The sequence below is a fragment of the Wolbachia endosymbiont (group B) of Ablattaria laevigata genome (genome assembly GCF_964277395.1).
Lineage (GTDB): Bacteria > Pseudomonadota > Alphaproteobacteria > Rickettsiales > Anaplasmataceae > Wolbachia.
In genome coordinates this window covers 276045-298108 of sequence record NZ_OZ195519.1, presented here as the reverse complement: position 1 = coordinate 298108, position 22064 = coordinate 276045, and the positions used below count along the sequence as shown (strand labels likewise).

The 22064-nt window shown below is 33.8% G+C and carries 16 protein-coding genes; 7 read left to right on the top strand and 9 right to left on the bottom strand.

Annotated features, from left to right (window positions below; all coding sequences use genetic code 11):
• Positions 1 to 1803 carry an aspartate--tRNA ligase gene (aspS, locus tag ACICP1_RS01515; RefSeq protein ID WP_395460946.1) on the bottom strand — a complete coding sequence of 601 codons (1803 nt, stop codon included), beginning with the start codon at positions 1801 to 1803 and terminating at the stop codon, positions 1 to 3.
• 133 nt (positions 1804 to 1936) lie between these two features.
• Between aspS and ACICP1_RS01510 the strand changes: the two genes are divergently transcribed.
• Positions 1937 to 3313 (top strand): ankyrin repeat domain-containing protein, encoded by a 1377-nt coding sequence (locus tag ACICP1_RS01510; protein WP_395460945.1) that lies wholly within the window; start codon positions 1937 to 1939, stop codon positions 3311 to 3313.
• Positions 3314 to 3374: 61 nt separating this feature from the next.
• Here ACICP1_RS01510 and mutS read toward each other — a convergent pair whose 3' ends face one another.
• Positions 3375 to 5885, bottom strand: coding sequence for a DNA mismatch repair protein MutS (mutS, locus tag ACICP1_RS01505; protein WP_395460944.1), 2511 nt, complete (start codon positions 5883 to 5885; stop codon positions 3375 to 3377).
• Between the two features lie 251 nt (positions 5886 to 6136).
• On the opposite strand from mutS, the gene ACICP1_RS01500 reads away from it, so the two are divergent.
• Positions 6137 to 8530 (top strand): ankyrin repeat domain-containing protein, encoded by a 2394-nt coding sequence (locus tag ACICP1_RS01500; RefSeq protein WP_395461301.1) that lies wholly within the window; start codon positions 6137 to 6139, stop codon positions 8528 to 8530.
• A gap of 50 nt (positions 8531 to 8580) precedes the next feature.
• Here the strand turns inward: ACICP1_RS01500 and ACICP1_RS01495 are convergent, their stop codons facing one another.
• A complete protein-coding gene (locus tag ACICP1_RS01495) occupies positions 8581 to 10662 on the bottom strand; it encodes a heme lyase CcmF/NrfE family subunit (RefSeq protein ID WP_395460943.1) in 2082 nt (693 codons plus the stop codon).
• A gap of 146 nt (positions 10663 to 10808) precedes the next feature.
• On the opposite strand from ACICP1_RS01495, the gene ACICP1_RS01490 reads away from it, so the two are divergent.
• Positions 10809 to 12059: a hypothetical protein gene (locus ACICP1_RS01490; protein WP_395460942.1), complete on the top strand. Its 1251-nt coding sequence runs from the start codon at positions 10809 to 10811 to the stop codon at positions 12057 to 12059.
• Between the two features lie 221 nt (positions 12060 to 12280).
• On the opposite strand, the gene ACICP1_RS01485 is transcribed toward ACICP1_RS01490, so the two are convergent.
• A complete protein-coding gene (locus ACICP1_RS01485; protein WP_395461300.1) occupies positions 12281 to 12577 on the bottom strand; it encodes a JAB domain-containing protein in 297 nt (98 codons plus the stop codon).
• Between the two features lie 204 nt (positions 12578 to 12781).
• Between ACICP1_RS01485 and ACICP1_RS01480 the strand changes: the two genes are divergently transcribed.
• From ACICP1_RS01480 to ACICP1_RS01470, 3 genes are all read left to right on the top strand, one after another.
• Positions 12782 to 13729, top strand: a complete 948-nt coding sequence (locus ACICP1_RS01480; RefSeq protein ID WP_395460941.1) for an IS110 family transposase — start codon at positions 12782 to 12784, stop codon at positions 13727 to 13729.
• Between the two features lie 139 nt (positions 13730 to 13868).
• Complete coding sequence (locus ACICP1_RS01475) at positions 13869 to 14216, top strand: IS630 transposase-related protein (RefSeq protein WP_213864026.1); 348 nt, start codon at positions 13869 to 13871, stop codon at positions 14214 to 14216.
• 10 nt (positions 14217 to 14226) lie between these two features.
• Positions 14227 to 14727, top strand: coding sequence for an IS630 family transposase (locus ACICP1_RS01470; RefSeq protein WP_213864029.1), 501 nt, complete (start codon positions 14227 to 14229; stop codon positions 14725 to 14727).
• Positions 14728 to 14785: 58 nt separating this feature from the next.
• Here the strand turns inward: ACICP1_RS01470 and ACICP1_RS01465 are convergent, their stop codons facing one another.
• Complete coding sequence (locus tag ACICP1_RS01465; RefSeq protein ID WP_395460940.1) at positions 14786 to 15244, bottom strand: RadC family protein; 459 nt, start codon at positions 15242 to 15244, stop codon at positions 14786 to 14788.
• A gap of 731 nt (positions 15245 to 15975) precedes the next feature.
• Here ACICP1_RS01465 and ACICP1_RS01460 point away from each other — a divergent pair.
• Entirely contained in the window at positions 15976 to 17082 is a 1107-nt protein-coding gene (locus ACICP1_RS01460) for a D-alanyl-D-alanine carboxypeptidase family protein (protein ID WP_010405178.1), read from the top strand.
• 32 nt (positions 17083 to 17114) lie between these two features.
• Here ACICP1_RS01460 and rmuC read toward each other — a convergent pair whose 3' ends face one another.
• From rmuC to ACICP1_RS01440, 4 genes are all read right to left on the bottom strand, one after another.
• A complete protein-coding gene (gene rmuC / locus ACICP1_RS01455) occupies positions 17115 to 18455 on the bottom strand; it encodes a DNA recombination protein RmuC (protein ID WP_064085792.1) in 1341 nt (446 codons plus the stop codon).
• A gap of 263 nt (positions 18456 to 18718) precedes the next feature.
• On the bottom strand, positions 18719 to 19879 hold the full coding sequence (locus ACICP1_RS01450; RefSeq protein ID WP_353281697.1) for a porin: 1161 nt from the start codon (positions 19877 to 19879) through the stop codon (positions 18719 to 18721).
• Positions 19880 to 19979: 100 nt separating this feature from the next.
• Positions 19980 to 20783, bottom strand: coding sequence for a hypothetical protein (locus ACICP1_RS01445; protein WP_264375901.1), 804 nt, complete (start codon positions 20781 to 20783; stop codon positions 19980 to 19982).
• A 172-nt stretch (positions 20784 to 20955) separates the two neighbouring features.
• Positions 20956 to 21978, bottom strand: a complete 1023-nt coding sequence (locus ACICP1_RS01440; protein WP_353281695.1) for a hypothetical protein — start codon at positions 21976 to 21978, stop codon at positions 20956 to 20958.
• Between the last annotated feature and the right edge of the window lie 86 nt (positions 21979 to 22064).

The window sequence follows — 22064 nt, the reverse complement described above, 5'->3', positions numbered from 1 at the left end:
TTATTCAATAACATTTAAAGACAACTCACGTAAATGTTTATTGTCCACTTTAGAAGGAGCACCCATTAGAACATCTTCTCCTTGCTGATTCATAGGAAAACAGATTACTTCACGAATGTTTGGTTCATCGGCAAGTAGCATAACCATTCTATCAACCCCCGGTGCTATTCCACCATGAGGAGGAACACCGAATCTGAATGCACGCACAAGTGCACCGAATTTTGTATCAACTTCCTCTTTACTGTAGCCTGCAATGGCAAAAGCTCTGTACATAATATCTAGTTTGTTATTACGAATTGCTCCACTTGACAGCTCTATTCCATTGCAAACAAGATCATATTGGTAAGCAAGGATATCCAGTGGATTCTTTTCTTCTAAATCTTTCAAGCCACCATGTGGCATAGAAAATGGATTATGAAAGAAATCAATTTTTTTACTTTTATCGTCATACGCAAAGTAAGGAAAATCAATCACCCAACAGAATTTGAAGATATTGTCATCTATAAGACCTAGTTCTGATCCCAAAAGAATACGCACTTTCCCTGCAATTATTGCTGCTTCATTTTCCTTATCAGAAGCAAAAAATACACTATCTCCAGGTTCTATATTTGTTATTTCTTTTATGGAATTTAACCTATTGTCATCAAGGAATTTAGCAATTGGTCCTTTTGCAATTCCATCTTTATCGAACGTTATATATCCAAGACCTTTAGCACCGAATTCTTTTTGTGCATGTTCTATTTTTTTATCAAAAAAGCTACGAGGTTCTTCTGCTGTTTTAGGAGCAGGAATGGCTCTCACTACCATACCACGCTCGATATTGTTTTTGAAAATATTGAACTCTGAATCACGGAAAATTTCCGTAACATCGCTGATTAATAACGGATTACGCAAATCTGGCTTATCAGAGCCATATTTGAGCATTGCATCTTTGTATGTAATGCGTGGAAAATCTTTATCGACAGACTTGCGAGAAAATTTGGCAAATACTTTGTATAAGCTAGACTCAATAACCTGAAATATATCTTCTTGAGTCACAAAAGACATTTCAAGGTCGAGCTGATAAAACTCCCCAGGAGAACGGTCAGCCCTTGCGTCCTCATCACGAAAACAAGGTGCAATTTGAAAATATTTATCAAACCCCGAAACCATAAGCAACTGCTTAAAAATCTGCGGAGCTTGTGGTAATGCATAGAATTTACCAGGATTTAGTCTGCTTGGCACTAAGTAGTCACGTGCACCTTCAGGAGAAGAGGCAGTAAGTATTGGAGTTTGAATTTCCAAAAATCCTTGCTCTATCATGAGCCTCCTGAGCTCTGAAATGATCTGTGAACGCAGAATAATGTTGTTACGGGCTTTTTCACGTCTTAAGTCAAGAAAACGATATTTAAATCTCATGTTTTCTGGGTATTCTTGCTCACCGGCGATACTTGCTAATATACTCCTTTCTTCTTTTGCTATTTCTTCATCACAGTGGAACTCAACTTCCGATTCAACTTGTAATTTACTAACTATAACTTCAATTTCTCCTGTGGAAATAGAGCTATTTACCGTGTCTTCAGTTCTAGCTTTGACTGTTCCTGTGACAGTAATCACACTTTCTGATTTTAAATTTGAAATTTCATCAAAAAAGTCTTTGTCATTATTGAATACCAGTTGAGTAATTCCATAAAAATCTCTTAAATCAACAAAGATTAGGTTACCATGGTCACGTTTACGGTACAGCCACCCAGAGAGAGTAACTTCCTTTTCTACATCATTCTTCCTTAATTCATTACACGCGTGAGTTTTATAGCAGTTCATTTAATTGAAATTTCTAGAATACAGAAAGATTATAAAATAAATTAACCTTTGGGCAAGCTAATATCTAAAAATCCTTTACAAACAATTCTGATTTGGATATAATTTTTTTGATTGTGTGTGTTGAGGTATACTTATGAATTCTGAAGAATTAGAGGAAATGTTGGCTAAAAAAAAGAGGGTGGATGCTGTAATAAAAGATCTTGTTGATACTGTTACCAAAAATGATTCAGAAAAAGTAAAGTCAATTTTTGAGAAAAATAGTTCCATTATTCGAGATGTTGTTACTGACGTTAATTCCCAAAGCGGTACAAATTTATTAGGTGATGCTGTTGATGAAGAAATAGCTAAGTATTTAATAGAGCAAGGTGTAAGTTTCAGCGCTGCAGTCAAAAAGGCGATTATGAAAAGAAATTTAGGGTTAGTAAAATCAATCTGTGAGATAAATAAATCAATAGCTAAACATGAGTTACAGCAAAATCCTGAGCCACTACAATCTGCAACTTATGATCACAAATTTAATGATAAAATTGCAAGGTATTTGATTGAACAAGGTGCAAATCCTAATGCAACTGATCATCTTGGTCGTTACTTACTTCATCTGCAAATTGCAAAAAGCAATTTCAAAGGAGCTAAGGCTTTAATAGAAAACGGTGCGGATGTTAATTTAATAAATCAAGAGGTAAAAAGCTATCGGAGATTAATTATGGGTGGTAGTGAGTTGAAGGGTGAAACTGCGTTGAGTTTTGCAATTAGAAAATATTACGAATATAAAGGCATAGACGATCAAAAATCTGATGAAACCTTAAAATTTATAAGTTATTTAATAGAACAAAAAGCAAACTTAAATATTAAAGATTGTAATGAGATGGTCCCTTTAGATATTGCTATATTTCATAATTCTCCAAAGATAGTAGAATTATTGATAAAAGCTGGTGCTAATCTTAATGTTGGAAGGGAAAAAGCAGAAGGTGTTTTAAAGTATGCAATTACTGAAGGGCATATAGATATAGGGAAAGCTACAATTCGATATATTTTGGAACATGACTCACACTGGTTAACAACTTCAAATAAACCAGATCTTCTCAATGACCAACAAGAGTTATCAGTCTACTGGGACGAATATAAAGCTCAAGTTAAAGAACTTCATGATATAGTGGAAGATAGAATTGACTTGACTGGTGACGGCTCTACCCGTCCTATAATGAGAACAGTGAGTGGCTTTTTAGATCATGAAAGTAGAAAAAATCTAGTAAAATCATCATTCATATCTAGTGCTGAGGCACCAGAAAATTTTTGTCCGAGAAAGCTGGCTGTTATAAGTGTAGCTGCAATAACTTGCGCTTTAGCATTATATTTTCTTGCTCCATTAATCATTGGGTCTTCTGCTGGAATTGGTACTCAACTAGCATTAGGAGCTGTAGGTGCAGTTGTAGGTGGTGGAATTGGAATCTTGACCAATGTGGCAATAGATCAATGCTACGTTAATTCAGCTACTCAGAAAGCTGACTAAAATTAAAGCGCCATAGATTGCTAAAACTCCATAATTGTGGAGTAATATAATGTTACTTTCCTCAAGCCTTTAGCTCCTCAAATACTTCTCTTGCTCTGTTTAAAACAGAATCAGGAAAACCAGCAAGTTTTGCTACATGTATTCCATATGACTCATCTGCAATGCCTTCAATTACTTCATGTAAAAAGATGACTTCTCCTTTCCATTCTTTTATTTTCATACAAAAACATTTCACATTTTCTAAGTATTCACCTACTTTAGTCAATTCATGATAATGAGTTGCAAAAATGGCGCGGCACTTATTTACATTGTGAATATGTTCAATCACCGCCTGTGCAATAGATAATCCATCATACACCCCTGTGCCCCTACCAATTTCATCAAGTATCACCAAGGAACGGTCCGTTGCCTGATTTACTATCGTTGCTGTTTCGATCATCTCTACCATGAAGGTAGAATAACCAGCTGTTATATTATCCGTTGCGCCAACCCTGCTGAATATCTTGTCAATCACTCCAATATGCGCACTCTCTGCTGGCACAAATGACCCCATGTGAGCTAAAACTGCAATGAGAGCGTTTTGCCTCAAGAAAGTGCTTTTTCCAGCCATATTAGGACCAGTAATTAGATGTATACCAGCTAAATTGATGCTATTTGCAATGAATTTATCGTTAACTTCAACCACTGGATGTCTTCCACTACAGATATTGAACTCTTTGCTGTCATCAATGATGGGTTTTACGTAATTATTTTGCACTGCAAGCTCTGCAAACGCGGTTCTAATATCAAGTTTTGCCAAAGCATTTGCAGCAAGAGCAATTTTTTCAGATTCTTTAGCGACTTCACTACACAGTTCACTAAAAATTTTCATTTCTAAGCCGATTGCAGCATCACGTGCCGTAAGAATTTTATTTTCTAGTTCTTTCAACTCATTAGTAGTGTAGCGCATGCTATTTGCTAAGCTTTGTCTATGAATAAATATATCCGAAGTTATTTTGTGATTTGCCGACACTTCAACGTAATAACCGAGTATGTTGTTATGTAATATTTTAAGTGCGGCAATACCAGTTAGGTCGCGATAAGATTCACGGAGTTTGGTTATTAGTTTATTACTATTATTTAATATGTAGGATAACTCAGATAATTCTGAGTTGTATTTTGAGTGAATAAATCCTCCTTCTTTCACGGAACTGAGGTTATTATCAAGTATAGCACTATTTAACAGTTCAAATAGGTCTTTATGATTGCCAAGGCTTTTATGTATTGTGCTTAGTTCACTTTCGTCACTACTTATCACCTGAGTAGTAGACACTGATTCCTTTTCTCTGGTCAAGCACTGGAATGACATCTGAGAGTTAATTTCTGATTTTTCACTTAAACAATAATTATGCAAGGTAGACAGAAACTCAGACAACTCTAAAGTTTTTCCTAGGCCTATTTTTAATAGGTTCATATCCTTTGGTGAACCACGCCCTAGTATTAAGCGCGATAAAGACCTCTCAATATCTGGAATGTTAGATAATATCTCTCGTATTTTTCTGCGTGGCTCATGATTATTTACAAAAAATTGAGCGGTGCTGAGCCTCAAATTAATTGCCTTAGAGCAAGCAAGGGGTGAAGCGAGCATTTGTTTGAGCAGGCGTCCACCAGAGGCTGTTACTGTGTGATCAATAACTGAAATTAGTGAACCTTTCTTTTCACCAAATTGAGTTGAAAACAACTCAAGGTTTCTCCTTGCTGAAGCATCAATAAGCATGAAATTTTGTTGCTTATAGGTTTTTGGGAATTCAAGCCTTGGAATGGAGCCCCTTTGTGTTACTCTGACATATTCAAGCAGTGCACCACACGCCATGATTTCTACTTTGCTGAAATTTCCTATACTCCCAAGTTCCCTGATTTTATAAAACTCGCATAACGTTCTGTGAGATTTACTATACTCAAAAAAGCTCTGTGCGTGTTGCGTAATTGATATTTTATAATTTTTTAAAATCGATCTAATTTTTTCGTCCTCAGTGAATTTTTCAGAAATTAATAATTCTCTTGGTGATATACGCAATAAATCACTATCTAGAGCTTTCAAACTCGTTAAAATGTGAAAAAATTTTCCCGTCGATAATTCAAGCCAACTAATAGCATATTCGTCATTTTGTTCAACTATGGATGCGAGATAATTATTGCTTTTATCCTCCAGTAGTGAATCTTCTATAATTGTACCTGGAGTTACAACTCGCACTACATCACGTTTTACTATGGATTTATAGCCCCTCTTTTTTGCTTCATCAACAGTTTCTAATTGGTCACAGATTGCTACTTTGAATCCTAAATCTATTAGCTTGTGCAGGTAAGACTCACTACTGTGTGCTGGCACTCCACACATTGGTATTTCTTGCCCATTTGAATTGCCCCTCTTGGTTAGCACTATATTCAGCAATTTCGCAGCTTTAATAGCATCATCGAAAAACAATTCATAAAAATCGCCCAGTCTATAAAACAATAGATGATCCGTGTATTGAGCTTTCAAATTTAAATATTGCTCCATTACAGGGGTATTTTTTTCTCTTATTAAGTTCATAACATTTTTAAATATGTTAGCAGCAAACCACTTACTCTGGTGTTGGTTATTTTATTATGGATCAATAATTTTTTTTAGCTATAGTACAAAAACAAATAGTTTGAGGTAGAATTATGGAATATGAACGGTTGTTAAAAATATTAAGGACAATAAGTGACTTAAATGAGAACAATATAATCGAAAGGGTAAAAGAGGAATTGGAAAAAGAAGATCCAGACACGTATAAAAAGTAGCAAGATAATGGATTTAACATAAATTATACATTCGATGATCAAAGTACATTGTTACATATAGCTGCTAGAAATGATCTTGTAAAGATAGCAGAGCTTTTAATAAAAAAAGGGGGTAATGTTAATACAGCAGATCAAGATGGATGGAATCCTTTACACTTTGCTGCTGCAAGTGGTAGTATAGGAGTGGTAGAGATTCTCATAGCAAACGGGGCTAATGTTAATGCAGCAGATCAAGATGGGTGTACTCCTTTGCATTGTGCTGCTCACAATGGACATAAAGAGATAGTAGAACTCCTATTAGACACGGGGGCTAATGTTGATGCAGTAGATAAAGTTAAGATAACTCCTTTACACGCTGCTGTTCGCTTTGGTTATACAGAGATAATAAAAGTTCTCATAGCAAACGGGGCTAATGTTAATACAGCAGATCAAAATGGGTGTACTCCTTTGCATTGTGCTGCTCACAATGCAAATAAAGAGATAGTAGAACTCCTATTAGACACGGGAGCTAATGTTGATGCAGTAAGTCAGGCTGAGAGTACTGCATTACATCATGCTGTTTCTGCTGAAAATTGCCAAGTGGAAATAGTAAAAGCTATCATAGAAAAGGAAGCTGCTGTTGACATAGCGGATAAATACGGGCGTACTCCGTTATGCTGGGCTATTAGAAATGGCTATTCAGAAATAGCAAGAATTCTACTTGAAAACAAAGCAGATCCTTTATTGGGACATAAAAGTTTTAACACATTAAAGCTCTTGATTGAATTAATAAAAAATGATTTTAAGCACTCTAAGAAAGCAGAAGAAACACAGCAACAAGAGGATGATGAATATGAATTGATTAAATACTCACTGGTACTTCGCAATGACTGTTCTTTAACTGATATTGCTGAAAGAGGTGCATTTGGTAAGCTGATATCTACGTGGCTTGTTGACATGTCCAACTTAACAGAGAGTCAGAAGGAGTTGAATAAAAAATTCTTAAGTACTTTTAAAGACTTTCCACATGTTACTTATAAGGATTATAAGAACGATGTTGAAAAAATTAAAAAATTTTTACTGGATCATAAAAGTAATCAAGATCTAAAAACCATCCTCAACCTTAAAAGAGGAGAATCTAAACTGACAATACTGCATATTCTATCAAGTATGGAATGTAGCAATGCGGGAGAATTCATAGATTTACTGTTGAATTCAGGTGCTGATCCTAATGAAAAGGATGACACAGGAAGAACACCTTTACATTATGCTACTCGTTCTGGTCATTGTGATACAATTATCAAATTGCTTCTAAGGAAAGGAGCTAATCTTGATATAAAGGATAAAAAAGGTAAAACCCCAATAGAATTTGCAGTTAATAATCCCAACCTTAATATTAAAGAGTACTTTTTAACTGATGATGTTATTTATGGAACTTTTCGTAAAAAAACACAAGTTGACTATAATGGAAAAAAGTATTTGTGCAAAAGTGTAAATCTATGGGGGGAGGATTTTCTACTAGATGAGCAAGATCCAGATAAATATTCTGATAAATTAAATGAAGTTCAAGACATAAATCAGCTAGAACAGGTTGTAAATGAAGCTATAAAATCTAAGGTAAGGTTCAATCTTACTTGTGAGGGAAATATATATGAAAATACTTATGAGAGTAAGTATAATTTTACAGATTATGTAATAAGAAGAATTAGTGAATTAAAGATTTTTCAAGTTGAAAGGGACATAGAAGTTGCTAGTCGCATAGTATGTAATTTGGTAAAAAGAGGTGCAGTATTTGAAACTCTAAGTAGTATAATTGTAATTGATAAACTAGAGAAGTTTAAAGACCACAAAGCTAATCTGAAAGAAGCACGTAAAAGCTATATACATTATTCTCTAAGGTTTTTGGAAGCTGCAAAAAACGCAACTACTGGCAAGGTAAAAGAGGCAAAAATGGACAACTTCACTTTCTACTTGAAATACTCAAAGAATAGTATAGTCGAGGTTGCAAAAATCATAAATGGAACAGATGAAAGCACAGAATTTCGAAGAGACGTGATAGCAATCGGTGAAAGCGAGACAGAAATTTTAACGGAAGGTGGGGTAAGAAATTATACTGACCTTATAGGTAATATAGTACTGACTTTTCATACTGATTTGGGAAAAGTAGATGCTAGATTGTATTCTGATGTGCAAGATAAAGGAAAAATTATAGTAGAAGTGAGTAACAAGGAGGAAATATTGGAAAAGTTTAAAAATTATAAAGAAGAGTTAGGTGAGAACTGCTTGCTTGGTGGTTCTTCTGTCTACGACGCTATTAAGCAGGGATATTTTAAAAGGCCTGAGGAAGTAGATTCCATATATCATGTAAGTTCTTCATTAGAAAATATATCTTTATTTCCTATTGTACAACAGAACATAGAGAAAATTCGCTAGCAAGGTTAGTGTTGCTTAGCTTAAGTTTAAATTGCCAAAAAATGCAAACTTTATGATACTGAAGGAACTACTTTTTTGCTAGAAGGCAAAGCAGCAAGGAGCGAACCAAAAGCGATAAGAAAGGATCCTAGCCAGATTATAGACATTCCAGGTTTATAGTGCACTTTAGCTGCGATTTTGCTCTTACTCTTATCAATCTCTCCAATTACAACATAAATATCAGAAAATAAATTGTGGTAGATACTGCTTTCAACATTTTTCTGACCTTCCGCAAGGTAAAATCTATATTCAGGAGTTACTTCACCTAATATCTTATTATTCAGCAAATTCCTGATATCCATTGTACCCCTCACTGCATGGAAATTTTTTTCTTTTATTAGCTCAATATTTCGTAAAGTAACTTTAAATTTATTGACTGTTATGCTGTCTCCTATTCCCAAGTAGTTTTCTTTTTTCTCCTGCCAACCAACTGAATAAGATATACCAAGCACTAGAATTGCCACTCCAGCATGAGCAAGCATCATTGCATAGTAGGACTTAGAAACTCTTCTTGCTAATAAAATTGATTCACCAAATGCTACCTTAAATAAACAAATTCTTTTACTATATGCTTCTAAAACAAAGATTAATAATGCTATGGAGATGGTAATTGATAGCACAATCATTAGCTCCATGTGAAAGATAAACGGCAAAATAGCTGCAGCACTACAAAATGAAAATCTATATTCACGGAATATTGGCAATAGACTATTTCCCTGCCAACTGCAGTATTGCCCTATCATGGTGAGCACTAGAATAGCTAGTGCAATAGAGTTAAATAAAGAATTGTAATATGGTGCTCCAACTGAAATTAATTCACCGGTTAAATACTCAAGCACTGTAGGGTATAAAGTGCCAACGAACACGATGAAAAAGGCAGTGATGAATAATAAATTGTTCATCAGCATCATCGTAAGGCGTGAAAAGAATCTTCTACCTTCTGTCACTTGAGTAGCAGATTTCTTTTCAGATTCCAATATCGAATACTGGAAAGATGTGTGATTCTTTCTCGTAAACACTACAAATATTACTAAGCTACTGACTGTAATTACACCAAGTAGAGCTAATATATACAGTCCATATCTTGGGTCATCTGCAAACGTGTGCACTGAGGTAAGTATTCCTGAGCGGACTAGAAATGTTCCAGTCACACTCAATATAAAAGTTGTGAGCGTAAGTAAAATAGCAAAATTCCTTAAAGTATTGAAATTTCGTACAACGAGCAACAAATGTGTCAGCGCCACTGCAATTAGCCACGGCATCAAAGAAACGTTTTCCACTGGATCCCAAAACCAAAATCCACCCCAACCGAGTTCACGATATGCCCACCAGCTACCCAAGCTGATGCCCAAAGTGAGCAGCGACCAAGAAATAAGTACCCAAGGCCTGACAATTTTAGCCCAAACATTTCCTTCAGTATTTAAAATTAATCCAGCTATAGAGAGCGAAAAAGGAACGCTAAATCCAAGGTACCCCAAATATAATACCGGTGGATGAATAGCAAGGCCTATATCCTGCAATATCGGATTAAAACCCAGTCCATCTGTTTCAATGCCTGGCATTTTAGTGAAGGGGCTGGATTCAAGTAAAGTGAACAGTAAAAAACAAAAGCAAATCAAGCCTTGGGTGATAAGAGATATTTTTTTTAATTTACTACCATTAGTTCGTTCTGGTGTCATTCCAGTGCTTGACACTGGAATCCAGTTTTTATTACACTGCCATTTGATGTACTCATTTGCAATTAAATTCCAGTGTCTGGGCACTGGGATGACAGAAGGTATATAAATATCCATTAGTAATAAATACATGACAAGCACTAAGGTCCAAAGCAACATAGACCCTTCTTTATTTCCCCAAACACCACAAATCTTATAGATTAAAGGTTTTGTTGTGTGTGAGTGGTAATATACGTTTTCAAGTGAGAAATCATTTTTAATGTGGCAGTAGATCAAAATAGCCATTGATGCTGACACACAAAAAAATATGGCAGAGGAGACGAATCGGTAAGAACTAAACGGTAGAAACAAATACGTTAAAGATAACAAACAGGCTATGAGTAGCGATATATTCCCAAATTCAGGCATAAGATTCATATAATGATATTACTAATAATAAATTGGGAGTTAAAGTTTTAATATAGGAACAAAGTTAATCTTCAATTATATTAATAGTAAGTAAAAATTAAGCATTAAGCTTTTATACTTTATATTATATAACATTAATATTGTGAGGTAATATTATGAGCACAACTAAGATTAGTGAATTTCTATTCAATATAAAAGGTAAAGTGGCAAAACAACATGCTGAACCAATAATTGAAAAAAATCTCTATACTATTTTAGGATTCAAAGATGTAGAAGATTTAGAACATAAGACAAGTAAGTCCGTTAACAAAAAAATTTGGCAGCTATTTATTGATTGCTTTACAAAGGAAATAGATTATGTAGCAACTAAGCAAGTTGTAAAAAACGTTGTTTGTAATATTGCCAAAAGTGCCCAAGGGAATGCTTTTACTGAAGCTGAAAGCTTAATCTTAAACGAAAAACAAGATAATAAAAAGAGAGAAAGAGCGATTAAAAAAGCTACTAGTATTTTAAAAAAAATCAATCCAGAAAAAGCCTTCAATGAACTTTCAGTAATAAAAAAACAAGCCGAAGATTTTTTACAAACCGATTTTTATAAGGCGCAGAGCAAACCACTGCCAGGATTTGCTACATCTGGTGCACAGCTTTTTGCGGAAACTTTGAAATATATAGAAACACTAGAAAAATTATCAGAAGTTAAAAAGGAAGATTTAACTAAGAGTTTCCTATTAAATTATATTAGTTCACTGAACAAAAAGTATCCTAAATCACAAGGTAAAAGGGAAGATGCTATACGAATACTATCAAGCGATGAGTTGAAGAATTTTTACAATAAATGTATAGAAGAAGGAATGTTACAACCAATGGTATCTTATAAAGAATGCAAAAACCTATTTGATAAAATGAACCAGGCGAAGAATGAATCCAAAAGTATAATTGGAAGAAAAGAACAGGAAGGAAACTTGGAGAAAATAGATAAGTCGATAGTCAGTGCAATTAATGACATAAAAAAACATAGAGAAGCAATCCTTAACTGTAAAGATTTTCAAAGTTCTTACATAAAAGAGAAAAAAGAACATCCATTTAGAGGTACCTCATGTCAAAAAATGATTGATATATATCAAGAGAGAATTGCTGGATATCAGGAAAAAATTCGTCAAAACCTAAACCAAATAAGAGCAATATTAAAAGATACGCCGCAAGATGTGAAGGAAATAATCAATTGTGTGCATGAAGCAGAGCAGTATGATGAAATTTTTGATTCGGCTTTAATTTGTTTACCGAACATACAGAATAAGCTAGATATTCAACCAGAAAATCCCCTAACAGAACTCAGAGCTTCACAAATTAACGTTGAAATTGAGCTAACTAGGCTCTGTGAACAAAATATTAGAGTAAGCATGTGAGTGCTTCAACAAAATTCAAAAAACCAATAAAGACCTCATAAGTCTTATCAAAACAGGAGATTTCTAATAGTGGCAAATACCATGTATTTCTTTCAATTTGCCACTATTACGCCACCTAAATCACACATTGTCTTCCATGAAGGAAAATTTTGCTCCACTGCAAACACCTCATGTATAGATTTACTTCCATAATAAGAAAAATGGCAAAAGCAATTTTAGATCTACTCTAATAAAAGCCTATTTTCCTTGAAACTAAAATAGCTACTAAATGTGATAATAATATGATCTATTAATTCTATTCCTATGCTTTTGCAAGCTTCTGCAAGCTGTCTGGTGAGAAACATATCGCTACTTGAAGGCTGTATATCTCCACTTGGGTGATTGTGGGATATTACAATCGATGTTGAGCCAATCAAAAGAGCGCGTTTTATGATCTCTCTAACATAAAGAGGAGTTTGATCTATTGTACCAAAGTTTTGTAGATCTTCTGCTATTAGACGATTGTAAGTTGGAAATATGATATAAAAGAAGCAAGAAGGAAGGTAACTCTATAAAAAAATATAGTTATCAAAGGCTTGAGCGACCGTAAGACGGTAGTATTACACATACGTAGATATCAAGGTACTCAAGCCTATCCTTCGAGACGTTTGAATAGTTGTTTGGGACATACATATGCACCCGTTTACAATCTTAAATTTTAACTTAAACTCTCGAGGTTCTTTATGGTTATATCCTATCAAAATTTTATTGGCATTGATATCGGAAAACTTGAATTTGTTATTGCAGTGAATGAACAAAAAAGTGTTATCAAGTTTGACAATAGTTGTTCTGGCTGGAAACAATTTTACCAAAAATTTTCAAATATCTTACCCAATTCCATGATAATTTTAGAAGCTACAGGAGGCTATGAGCTTGGCTTATTGTATTTTCTTATTGACAGAAACATTGCTGTGCATCGTGCTAATACTCGTCAAGTTAAAAACTTCATTCTATCTCATGGAACTTTGGCAAAGACTGACAATCTGGATGCAAAAGCGCTCGCCCAATATGGTGCTGAGCGTTGTGGACGTCTGCAGCTATTTACACCTATCTCAAAAGAACAAACCACCTTATTTACACTTTGTCAGCGCCGTGATGATATTACGAAAATGCTTGTTCAAGAAAAAAATAGGCTTAAAACTCCTGGAAATGATTACATTAAGGAAAGTTGTCAACAAACTATTGAATTCCTCAATAATCAGGTAGAAAAGCTTGATCAAGCTATACAAAAAATAGTCAATGAAAACCCTGAACTGAACCGATACCAGAAGATTCTTGAAACAGTTCCTGGAATAGGTAGAAAAACCTCTCAATGTTTATTGTGCCTTATACCGGAACTTGGTTCCTTAAACAAAAGGCAAATTGCAAGCCTTGCAGGTGTTGCACCTCATCCTAAGGAAAGTGGTAAAGCTATTGGTTACCGAAGGATTGTAGGTGGAAGAAGTAACGTTCGTTCAAAGCTTTTCACAGCTGCTATGGCTGCTAGAAACTCCAAGTCAGAACTTGCTGCTTTTTATTGTAAGCTTATTGATAGTGGTAAAAGAAAGATGGTAGCACTCACTGCACTTATGCGTAAAATTATAGTCATCGCCAATGCCAGACTTAAAGAAGCAATTAATTTGCATGTTTAGAAATTTACATGGCAATAATTAAAATTAGTTAATGAATATGTGCGTCCACACACACTAAACGCACATATTCATTGGTTTAAGCAAGGTATAGTATTTCCTAAAGTAAATGATAAAGGTATAATAAAGTATTTGAGTTATAATGGCATATAGTGTGGATTTAAGGGAAAAGGCAGTATTGATGATAGAAAAAGGTAAGACAAAGGTTGAGGTAGCAGAGCTTATGGAGATAGGAATAGCAACTCTGTACCGTTGGTTAAAAAAGAAAGCTGCTGGTGAAAGCCTCAAGCCATCTAAAAACGGTAGCTTTATTCGAAAAATAGACCCCAAAATACTCGAAGAATATGTTACAAAGAATCCAGATCATACTCTGGCAGAGATGAAACAAAATCTTGGATTTGGAATAAACTCAATTTGGTATAGACTAAAACAGCTAAAAATTACTTTAAAAAAAAGTCACACTATATCAAGAGCGCAATCAAGAAGATAGGGAGCAATTTATTGATAAAATCTCAAAAATAGACCATTCCAGCATCTTATATATAGATGAAGCAGGAGTTGATAATAAGTTATACCGAGAATATGGACGCGCTCCAAGAGGAAAGAAAATTTATGCAGATATTCCAGGGAGAACTCGAGAGAGAATCAGTATAGTAGCCGGGTGGATTGGAAAGAGATTTATTGCACCAATGACTTTCAAAGGTGGGTGTGACAAAGAGGTATTCAATACATGGTTGGAGAAGATGTTATTACCTACATTGCCACTTGGCACAACTATAGTTATGGATAATGCTACATTTCATAAGACCACTAAAACAAAATCATTAATAGAGTCTTTTGGCTGTCATTTGCTGTATCTTCCAACATATTCACCAGATTTGAATCCTATAGAATACTGTTGGCATACCATCAAAAGCCGCCTCAGACCTCTCATGTATAAATATACAGACTTACAGCTTTTGGTTGGTAATACCATAATGGAACTTTATCATCCATTTTAGAAAATACTATAGTAGCTGTTTGATATAAAATTCTATTCTTATACGACAAAGCAGGGGTTTATTGCCCATATGAAGTTGCAAAATTACACAAATAAAAAATTTTTAAACATAGTTGATATCTTTTATTCATATAGATAACGCGAAAATTTTCTTTATTAAGGCTTCCTATACTTGCTTTTAAATAATCAAGCAATTTTTCCCAATTATTGATTATAGGTAAGTCCTTTATTTCTTCTCGTGCAGAACGAACAAAAGCCTGTTTCACACAAAAGATAGCAGATATGGCTGCATTATTAACTCCTTTAATATTTTGCAGTGCTTCTAAATCGGCATTAAAAACCTTATTTAAACTACCAAAATTTTCTATCAAACTCTTTGCTACTGGCTTTACATCGATTCTACTATATGCTGAATATAAAATGTGTTCTAAAATCTCATAATCAAGTAATGATTGTCCGTTATCTAAAATAATTCTCTCTCTTAGGCGCTTTCTATGACCTTTTTTGTAATCTTTCATTATTCATGAATTGCTTATCTCTTATAATAAGAAATTGAATTTTTAAGTAAAATATTTAATAAAACACATGAAGCATAATTGTAAATTTTTGAAGACAGCAAATGAAAGTAGCCCCTCTCTTGTCATCCCCTGCTCCCTCCTTCTTGTCATTCAAGTAGCCTCAATCCCAGTGTCCCTTCTATATATCATCCCAGTGCTCCTTCTATGTCATCCCAGTGCTCCTTCTATGTCATCCCAGTGCTCCTTCTATGTCATCCCAGTGCTTGACACTGGTTTCTTACCAACAAAAACCTTGCATAACTTTTGTGCTCAAAAAATTTCCAGCATCAAGTGCTGGCCTGAAGCTTTAGCTGTAAATATTAAGAAATTTACCAAGCGAAAAAAAAGGCAAAAAAATCCCCGTGTAACGAGTTTTGACCCTATAATAATGTAAATTGGCGCTGTAATAATGTGCTAACGCTTAAAATAAGCGCGTTTTGGCTGAATGTAGAAAAAATAAAAAAGACATGCAGCCGCTATAATTTTTATGTAATTTGCCAATAAATATCTGAGTTTTTTACTGAATTTTTGTTGTTGAACCCGCGCGGATCGAAAACAAGGATAAATACTCTTATTGTCATAATAAGGGGGCTGGCGCAGTTTGTCAAGGAAGTTTTATGCGAGAGATCTATTGAAATGCTCGTGCAAAATCATACTATTAATTAGTACACTATAAATTTAAAATTATAAATATGTTAAGCAAATTAGTAACTTTGCTATTAATTTTTATATTTCCTTTTTACTCATACTCATATCAGTTTAGAACCAAAGCAAAGCAAGCAATTGTCTTAGATTTAGCTTCAGACTCGTTCATTTTTGAACACAATTCCAGGGAAAAAATGGCCCCATCTTCAATGAGCAAATTGATGACTTTATATGTAGCTTTTGATTATCTAAAAGCTGGAATAATAAAAATGGAAGATAAATTTCGAGTAAGTAGAAAAGCATGGGAAAGGAAAGGCTCTTCTATGTTTTTGAAAGAAGGTCAATTTGTTACGGTAAAAGAACTACTTGAAGGAGTTACAATTGCCTCAGGTAATGATGCATGCATAGCGCTAGCCGAGGGTATTGCAGGATCAGAGGAGAATTTTGTTGCTGAAATGAATGAAGTTGCACAAGATTTAAATCTTAATGATAGTCATTTTGTTAACTCAAGCGGGTGGCCAGATGAAAACCATTTTATGAGCGCAAAAGACTTGGTAACACTGGCAAAAAGGATTTTTACTGATTTTCCTGAATACTATGATCTATTCTCTGAACAATATTTGACATATAACGATATTGTACAAAAAAATAAAAATCTTTTACTTTTCCATGATATTGGAGTTGATGGTCTAAAGACAGGTCATACAAGTGCTGGTGGTTATGGCATTATAGCATCTGCAAAACGGAACGATAGAAGAATTTTTGCTGTCGTGAATGGTTTGGACACCGAGAAAGAGCGAATAGAGGAAGCAAAAAGACTAATACAATATTCCTTAAATCATTTTAATACCAAGAAAATATTTGCTAAGGATAGCGTAGTTGAAGAAATAAATATTGTTTATGGAAAAGATAAAAAAGTGCCCGTTACAGTTGCAAACGATGTTACCATAACTTATAACCGCAGATTACATGATAAAATTAAAGTGCGTATTGAGTATAAAGATATGGTACCCGCACCAATTAAAAAAGGTCAAGAAGTGGGCAAAATTTTTGTAGAAATACCTGGTACTGAGCAACAAACTATACCTGTTTATGCAGCAAATGATGTGCAGAAATTGAGCTATATAAAAAAAATTTTTAGAAAGTTGTTTTAATCAGCAAATGTAAGTTAAGGAGACCTGAAATACTAATCTACTTTCAACCTCTCAGCATGTAAACTGCGTGGTAAAGATTCCAACTCTTTTGCAGCAGTGAGTTCTTTATTTTTTGCATGTATACCAAGCTTATTGAATTCTCGGGCAGCAGGAAACACTCTTGCCTCAAGCGAACCAGCAGTTTTATTGTAATGATCAACAGCACTTTTTAAGCTTCTGCGTAAATTATCAAAATTTTCGCCCATTGTGCAGATTCGCTCATATAAAATATGGCCTAGTTCACTTATTTTCTTTGCATTTTCAGCTATCATCTCTTGCTTCCATCCATAGGCTACTGCCCTAAGTAGCGCGATTAAAGTGATTGGTGTTGCAATAATTACTTTTTTTTCTATTCCAATTTCTATCAAAGCTGGTTCACATTCTAGTGCTGCGCTGAAAACCCCTTCTCCTGTTAAAAAAAGCACCACAAACTCTGGCGTATTTTCAAATTGGTTCCAATATTCCTTTCTGCCTAGATCGTTTATATGTTTTTTTATCGCCAGAGAATGATTCTTCAACTTTTCCCTTTGTATCTGCAAATCATTTTGTGACATAGCATCCATATAAGAATCAAGTGGCACTTTAGCATCTATTATTATTTGCTTTCCTGATGGCATTTTTATTATTAAATCAGGACGTAACAAATTATCCTCATTTTTATCAACCACTGAAGCTTGAGTAAAAAAATCGCAATATTCAACCATTCCCGCCATTTCTACCACTCTTTTGAGCTGCATTTCACCCCACTTACCCCTAATGTGAGGTTTCCTCAGGGCGTTAGCAAGGTTAGAGGTTTGACTCATTAATGCTCCAATTTGCTCCCTTAAACCTTCATAGGCCCCTACCCTCTCCTTCTCTAGCTCACGTATTTCACTGTCGAATTTTTCTAATTTTTCTTTTATTGGAGTGATAACTTCGTTGATCGTTGCTTGCCTTTTTTTGAAGTCACTTTCTGTTTCTTTTAGCTTATTATCGATCACTTCTTTTGCTAAGTTCAGAAAATTATTATTGTTTACCTGAAGAGCATCAAGAGAAAGTGCTTTAAAAGTGTTCGTAAGCCTCTCCTCTGCTTTTGTTAGTAATTCTATTTCCTTTTTCTTTTCTTCACGCTCTTTTTGAAGAATTACTTCAAGTTCTGCGTTCCTCACTTTCAAATCAACTATTTCCTTATTTTTATCTACTAAAGACTGTTTTGCCTCTTGAAGTTCATGTTCTACTTTAAGTAAATTCTTCTCAAGATTCTCACTAAATTTTCTGTTCTTTCTTACAACAATATAGAGAAATAGTAGTAAAAAAAGGAAATTCAATACAAAAGCTATAGAATTGAAAAGCATCAGAACACAGAAAAAACCGCACTCACAATACTATCTAATTTTTTTATATATAAAAAAGAAAAAAAGAGCACCTGAAGAGATGCGCTTACTGAAGGGCTTGGTTTGCTAATTAATAACCGTTTTCTTCTACACTTGGATTAGTAACAGAATGTCTTTTTATTGAAAATCTTATGTAATAGTTATTTTTATAATATCAAATAGCACATATATTAACAACTCAATTTTACTCTCATTATTACAATACTTACATACCAGTTACTTCACTAAAAACTTAGCTTCAATCCGGCCAAAAGCACATATCCGGAGTTATTATCTTCCACTGCAAGCTCCTTAGTACTAAATCTTACAATATCAAAGTAATATGAAGTACCAACAGCTAATGGATATTCAAGACTGAAAGCCTGTGATGTTAATTCGTTTGTACCTTTGTCTGCAATATCCCTGCTACTACTAAAATATGTTAAGCTCACTTTACGAGAATCAGAATGATAAGCAATACCTGCATTTACATAATGCATATTATTTGTTTCATGACTACGCTTCTCACCAGATTTACCACCATTCCCGTACGACAAAATGCAATCAAGTTCAAAAAGCTTTAGTTTCACACCAAAATTCCAGTGTAGTAATTGATTATGACACTGAAGATCGCTAGAATTTTTGTTTGTACAATCAGTTAAATTTTCCCTTGCAAATTCACCAGTCAAAGCAGTAGTAAAATTTATTTCATCTGATAGGGCATTTTTATAGGAAAGACCAGCGGCTATTAAATTATTATATTGTAAATTATTTTTACCTGGAACATAACTGAATCCAAGTTGAAAGTTATGAATTTCAGGAGAAATATAGTTTATCATTGGTTGTTTTAACTTCAGCTCTAGTCCATTATAGTCGCTGTAAACATTGGGTTTTACCCAAAATACCTTGTCCTTATCATACCCAGGGTCATCATCTTTTTTTCCATTACCGCGCAGATTTGCATAGTTTGTCCAATGACCATTTATTCCCCCAGCAGCTGTATAAATTTTTGAAGTGTTAATTAACATACTCTGACTAACTAAACTTCCTTTACCATATTCAAATGATCCAAACTCCTGATTCTTTATGATAAAATACCACTTCTCCATTTCTAACTTTTCTATGTCTAGTGCCTTTAAGTTTGCAATACCAGAAACTCCTGCCTTAACATCAAAACCCATTTTAGTATTTGGATAAACTTGCTGTAAATAAAGCAAGCGCAGGTCTGAATAGCTTGAGGTCTTGTCTTTTGTAGAGCTAAAAGAATCTCTGTTGAAAGCGTAGCCAAATCTTAAATCTATTTTTCCATCTAGTTCTGCATAAAATATCTCCTTATCTAGAATTACCCTAGCATTGACACTCCCTACCACGAATAATAATGAAAATAGTTTGATCAGTAACCTCATAGTTAAGCTTAAATTTTTAATATAAGCTTAATAGAAATAAAAAACAATTCTTATATTGTGTAGAACTTAGATACTACAAACCAATTAATGACAAAAGCGTTTAAGCATTCTTCACACTATGTTTTTGAATTATATTTCCATAAATAATTGATATACTTGGTAACTTTCGCTTTAGTAACTGCTTATTAATGGTAGAATATATACGACTAATTATTTTAGATGTGTTCTTTGCATCACAGTTAATCAAAATAAAAAGCACCTTATTCTCATCAATAAATCCTAGAAAATCATCACTACGGCAATTTTTATAAAAATGCTCTGTGATCATACTCAATGCATCGTTTATCTCATTAAATTTATTATTGAAGCCTATTATTCCTATAACTGCATTAATTTGATATTCAAAGGCAAAATTCAATATGACATATAACTCCAAAATCGTTGAATCATTGTCTGGTATATCAAACAAGTTGTGTTTTTTATATTTCTTACCCATCAGATATTTATCCCTAAACATTGCTAGCTTATGAAACAGGCTAATGTCACGTATCAATAGCTCATAATTAATCTTGCTATTAGTAAATTGAGTTGTGCGAAAAACTTTTACCTTTGTTTTTATATCTTCTCCTTTAGCGTCGATTAAAGAAAAGCCTATCACTTTTGGCAATATATCGGGCAAATCGCGCCCATCTTCAGTATACTCCAAATAGCTTTTCATATCTTCAGCTGCTCTTTTACTTAAAATATTGATTAACGGCTTATTAAGTAAATTCTCTCCCTCACATTTTAATAAATTCCTTGCAGCTTGATTGAGTCCCAAGATTAATACGTTCTTTTTCTCATTATCCTGACAAACAGATATCACAGCATCATCTTTCCTTCTTTCAGTTATAAAATCTTCCATATCTTCTCACATATAACGTATTTATAAGTATAATAAGATTGTATTAAAATTCATTTACCCATTAATATACTTGATAAAGTATAGAAAAATCGTCATGTTGCTGCATGTTCTAAGTCATGATAAAGGAATCAAAATTACAAATATAATTTTGCTTATTCTCTTTATACCTTCACTACAACAACTTATTTTGCTGTATTGGATTAGATGGTTGAATATAACCTAAACTACTGTAACACGATTCTTCGTATGAAGGTAGTAGTTCCTCAAGCGGTGCTGAAGGTTGTACTTTTTCATAATTGTCAGAAGGAAAATTGTCTAATTCTTTATTATTAGTTGCCTTATCCATACATTTTATTGGTTGCTCTATATAGTCTTGTATTTCTTTTGTAAAACTATGATTTAGATAACAACTTGTTAAGTAAGCTACACCTGCTACTGTTAGTGCTAATGCTACAAAAACTAAAGGTGAAGCTCCTATACACCTAAAAACCTTTACTTTATACATACTCATATGAGCAGGTGGGTCAATGGTTGTTGCCAAAAAAATAAAAAAACCAAGTGAAAAAAATATTAACACGCAAATTCCACCCAATGAACAAGATCCTAACGCTACTTCTTTTAATGATTCTTCGTTTTTCTTTTTATTATTAAGGCTTCGATACATTTTATTAACGTTAGTATTGCTAATATAATCTTCTAGTTCTTTTAAAATTTGAGTCTTTAACTCTTCAATCTCATTATCTATTAACGAATAGTATTTTTTATACCGCTGCTTCAATTGAACGTCTAATACTGATTTACCACCATTGAGAAGATTTAAAATGTCTTTTTTGCATAACTCAATCTCCTGAGAAATTTTAGAATCGTTTTGTCCTTTTATATCTTGATCCACTTTATCCTGTAGTTTTTGACCAAAATCTTTAAATACAGTTCTGCAAGAAAGGTATTTTAATATAATAGGTAAAGCTAGCTCATTTCCCTTACTAAGCAAAGATAAAAGCTTCAAAGCGAAAGAATTAGGTACTGCCTCTCTTGGTAGAATTAAGGTGAAATCTTCCAATACTTGGCAAACTAATTTTATTGAAGAATCTTTAAACCCTTTTGTACCAAATTTTAATGAAGCAAAAAATTCTTCTAATTCTTCAAAAGGACAACTATTTTCCTCTAATTTTACTTTTATAATATTGCTTAACATTGTGACTCCACTAACCGTTTTATACATGTAGCTTAACACTATTTTAATAATTTATTAAGAAAGTTTAATTATTAATTATAATATTT

Bases quoted from the DNA above. Each gene is read 5' to 3' on its own strand.
- ACICP1_RS01495 (WP_395460943.1), bottom strand. From the start codon at position 10,662: ATGAATCTTATGCCTGAATTTGGGAATATATCGCTACTCATAGCCTGT.
- ACICP1_RS01440 (WP_353281695.1), bottom strand. From the start codon at position 21,978: ATGTTAAGCAATATTATAAAAGTAAAATTAGAGGAAAATAGTTGTCCT.
- ACICP1_RS01460 (WP_010405178.1), top strand. From the start codon at position 15,976: ATGTTAAGCAAATTAGTAACTTTGCTATTAATTTTTATATTTCCTTTT.
- ACICP1_RS01490 (WP_395460942.1), top strand. From the start codon at position 10,809: ATGAGCACAACTAAGATTAGTGAATTTCTATTCAATATAAAAGGTAAA.
- aspS (WP_395460946.1), bottom strand. From the start codon at position 1,803: ATGAACTGCTATAAAACTCACGCGTGTAATGAATTAAGGAAGAATGAT.
- ACICP1_RS01445 (WP_264375901.1), bottom strand. From the start codon at position 20,783: ATGGAAGATTTTATAACTGAAAGAAGGAAAGATGATGCTGTGATATCT.
- ACICP1_RS01475 (WP_213864026.1), top strand. From the start codon at position 13,869: ATGGCATATAGTGTGGATTTAAGGGAAAAGGCAGTATTGATGATAGAA.
- ACICP1_RS01480 (WP_395460941.1), top strand. From the start codon at position 12,782: ATGGTTATATCCTATCAAAATTTTATTGGCATTGATATCGGAAAACTT.
- rmuC (WP_064085792.1), bottom strand. From the start codon at position 18,455: ATGCTTTTCAATTCTATAGCTTTTGTATTGAATTTCCTTTTTTTACTA.
- mutS (WP_395460944.1), bottom strand. From the start codon at position 5,885: ATGAACTTAATAAGAGAAAAAAATACCCCTGTAATGGAGCAATATTTA.
- ACICP1_RS01465 (WP_395460940.1), bottom strand. From the start codon at position 15,244: ATGAAAGATTACAAAAAAGGTCATAGAAAGCGCCTAAGAGAGAGAATT.
- ACICP1_RS01510 (WP_395460945.1), top strand. From the start codon at position 1,937: ATGAATTCTGAAGAATTAGAGGAAATGTTGGCTAAAAAAAAGAGGGTG.
- ACICP1_RS01450 (WP_353281697.1), bottom strand. From the start codon at position 19,879: ATGAGGTTACTGATCAAACTATTTTCATTATTATTCGTGGTAGGGAGT.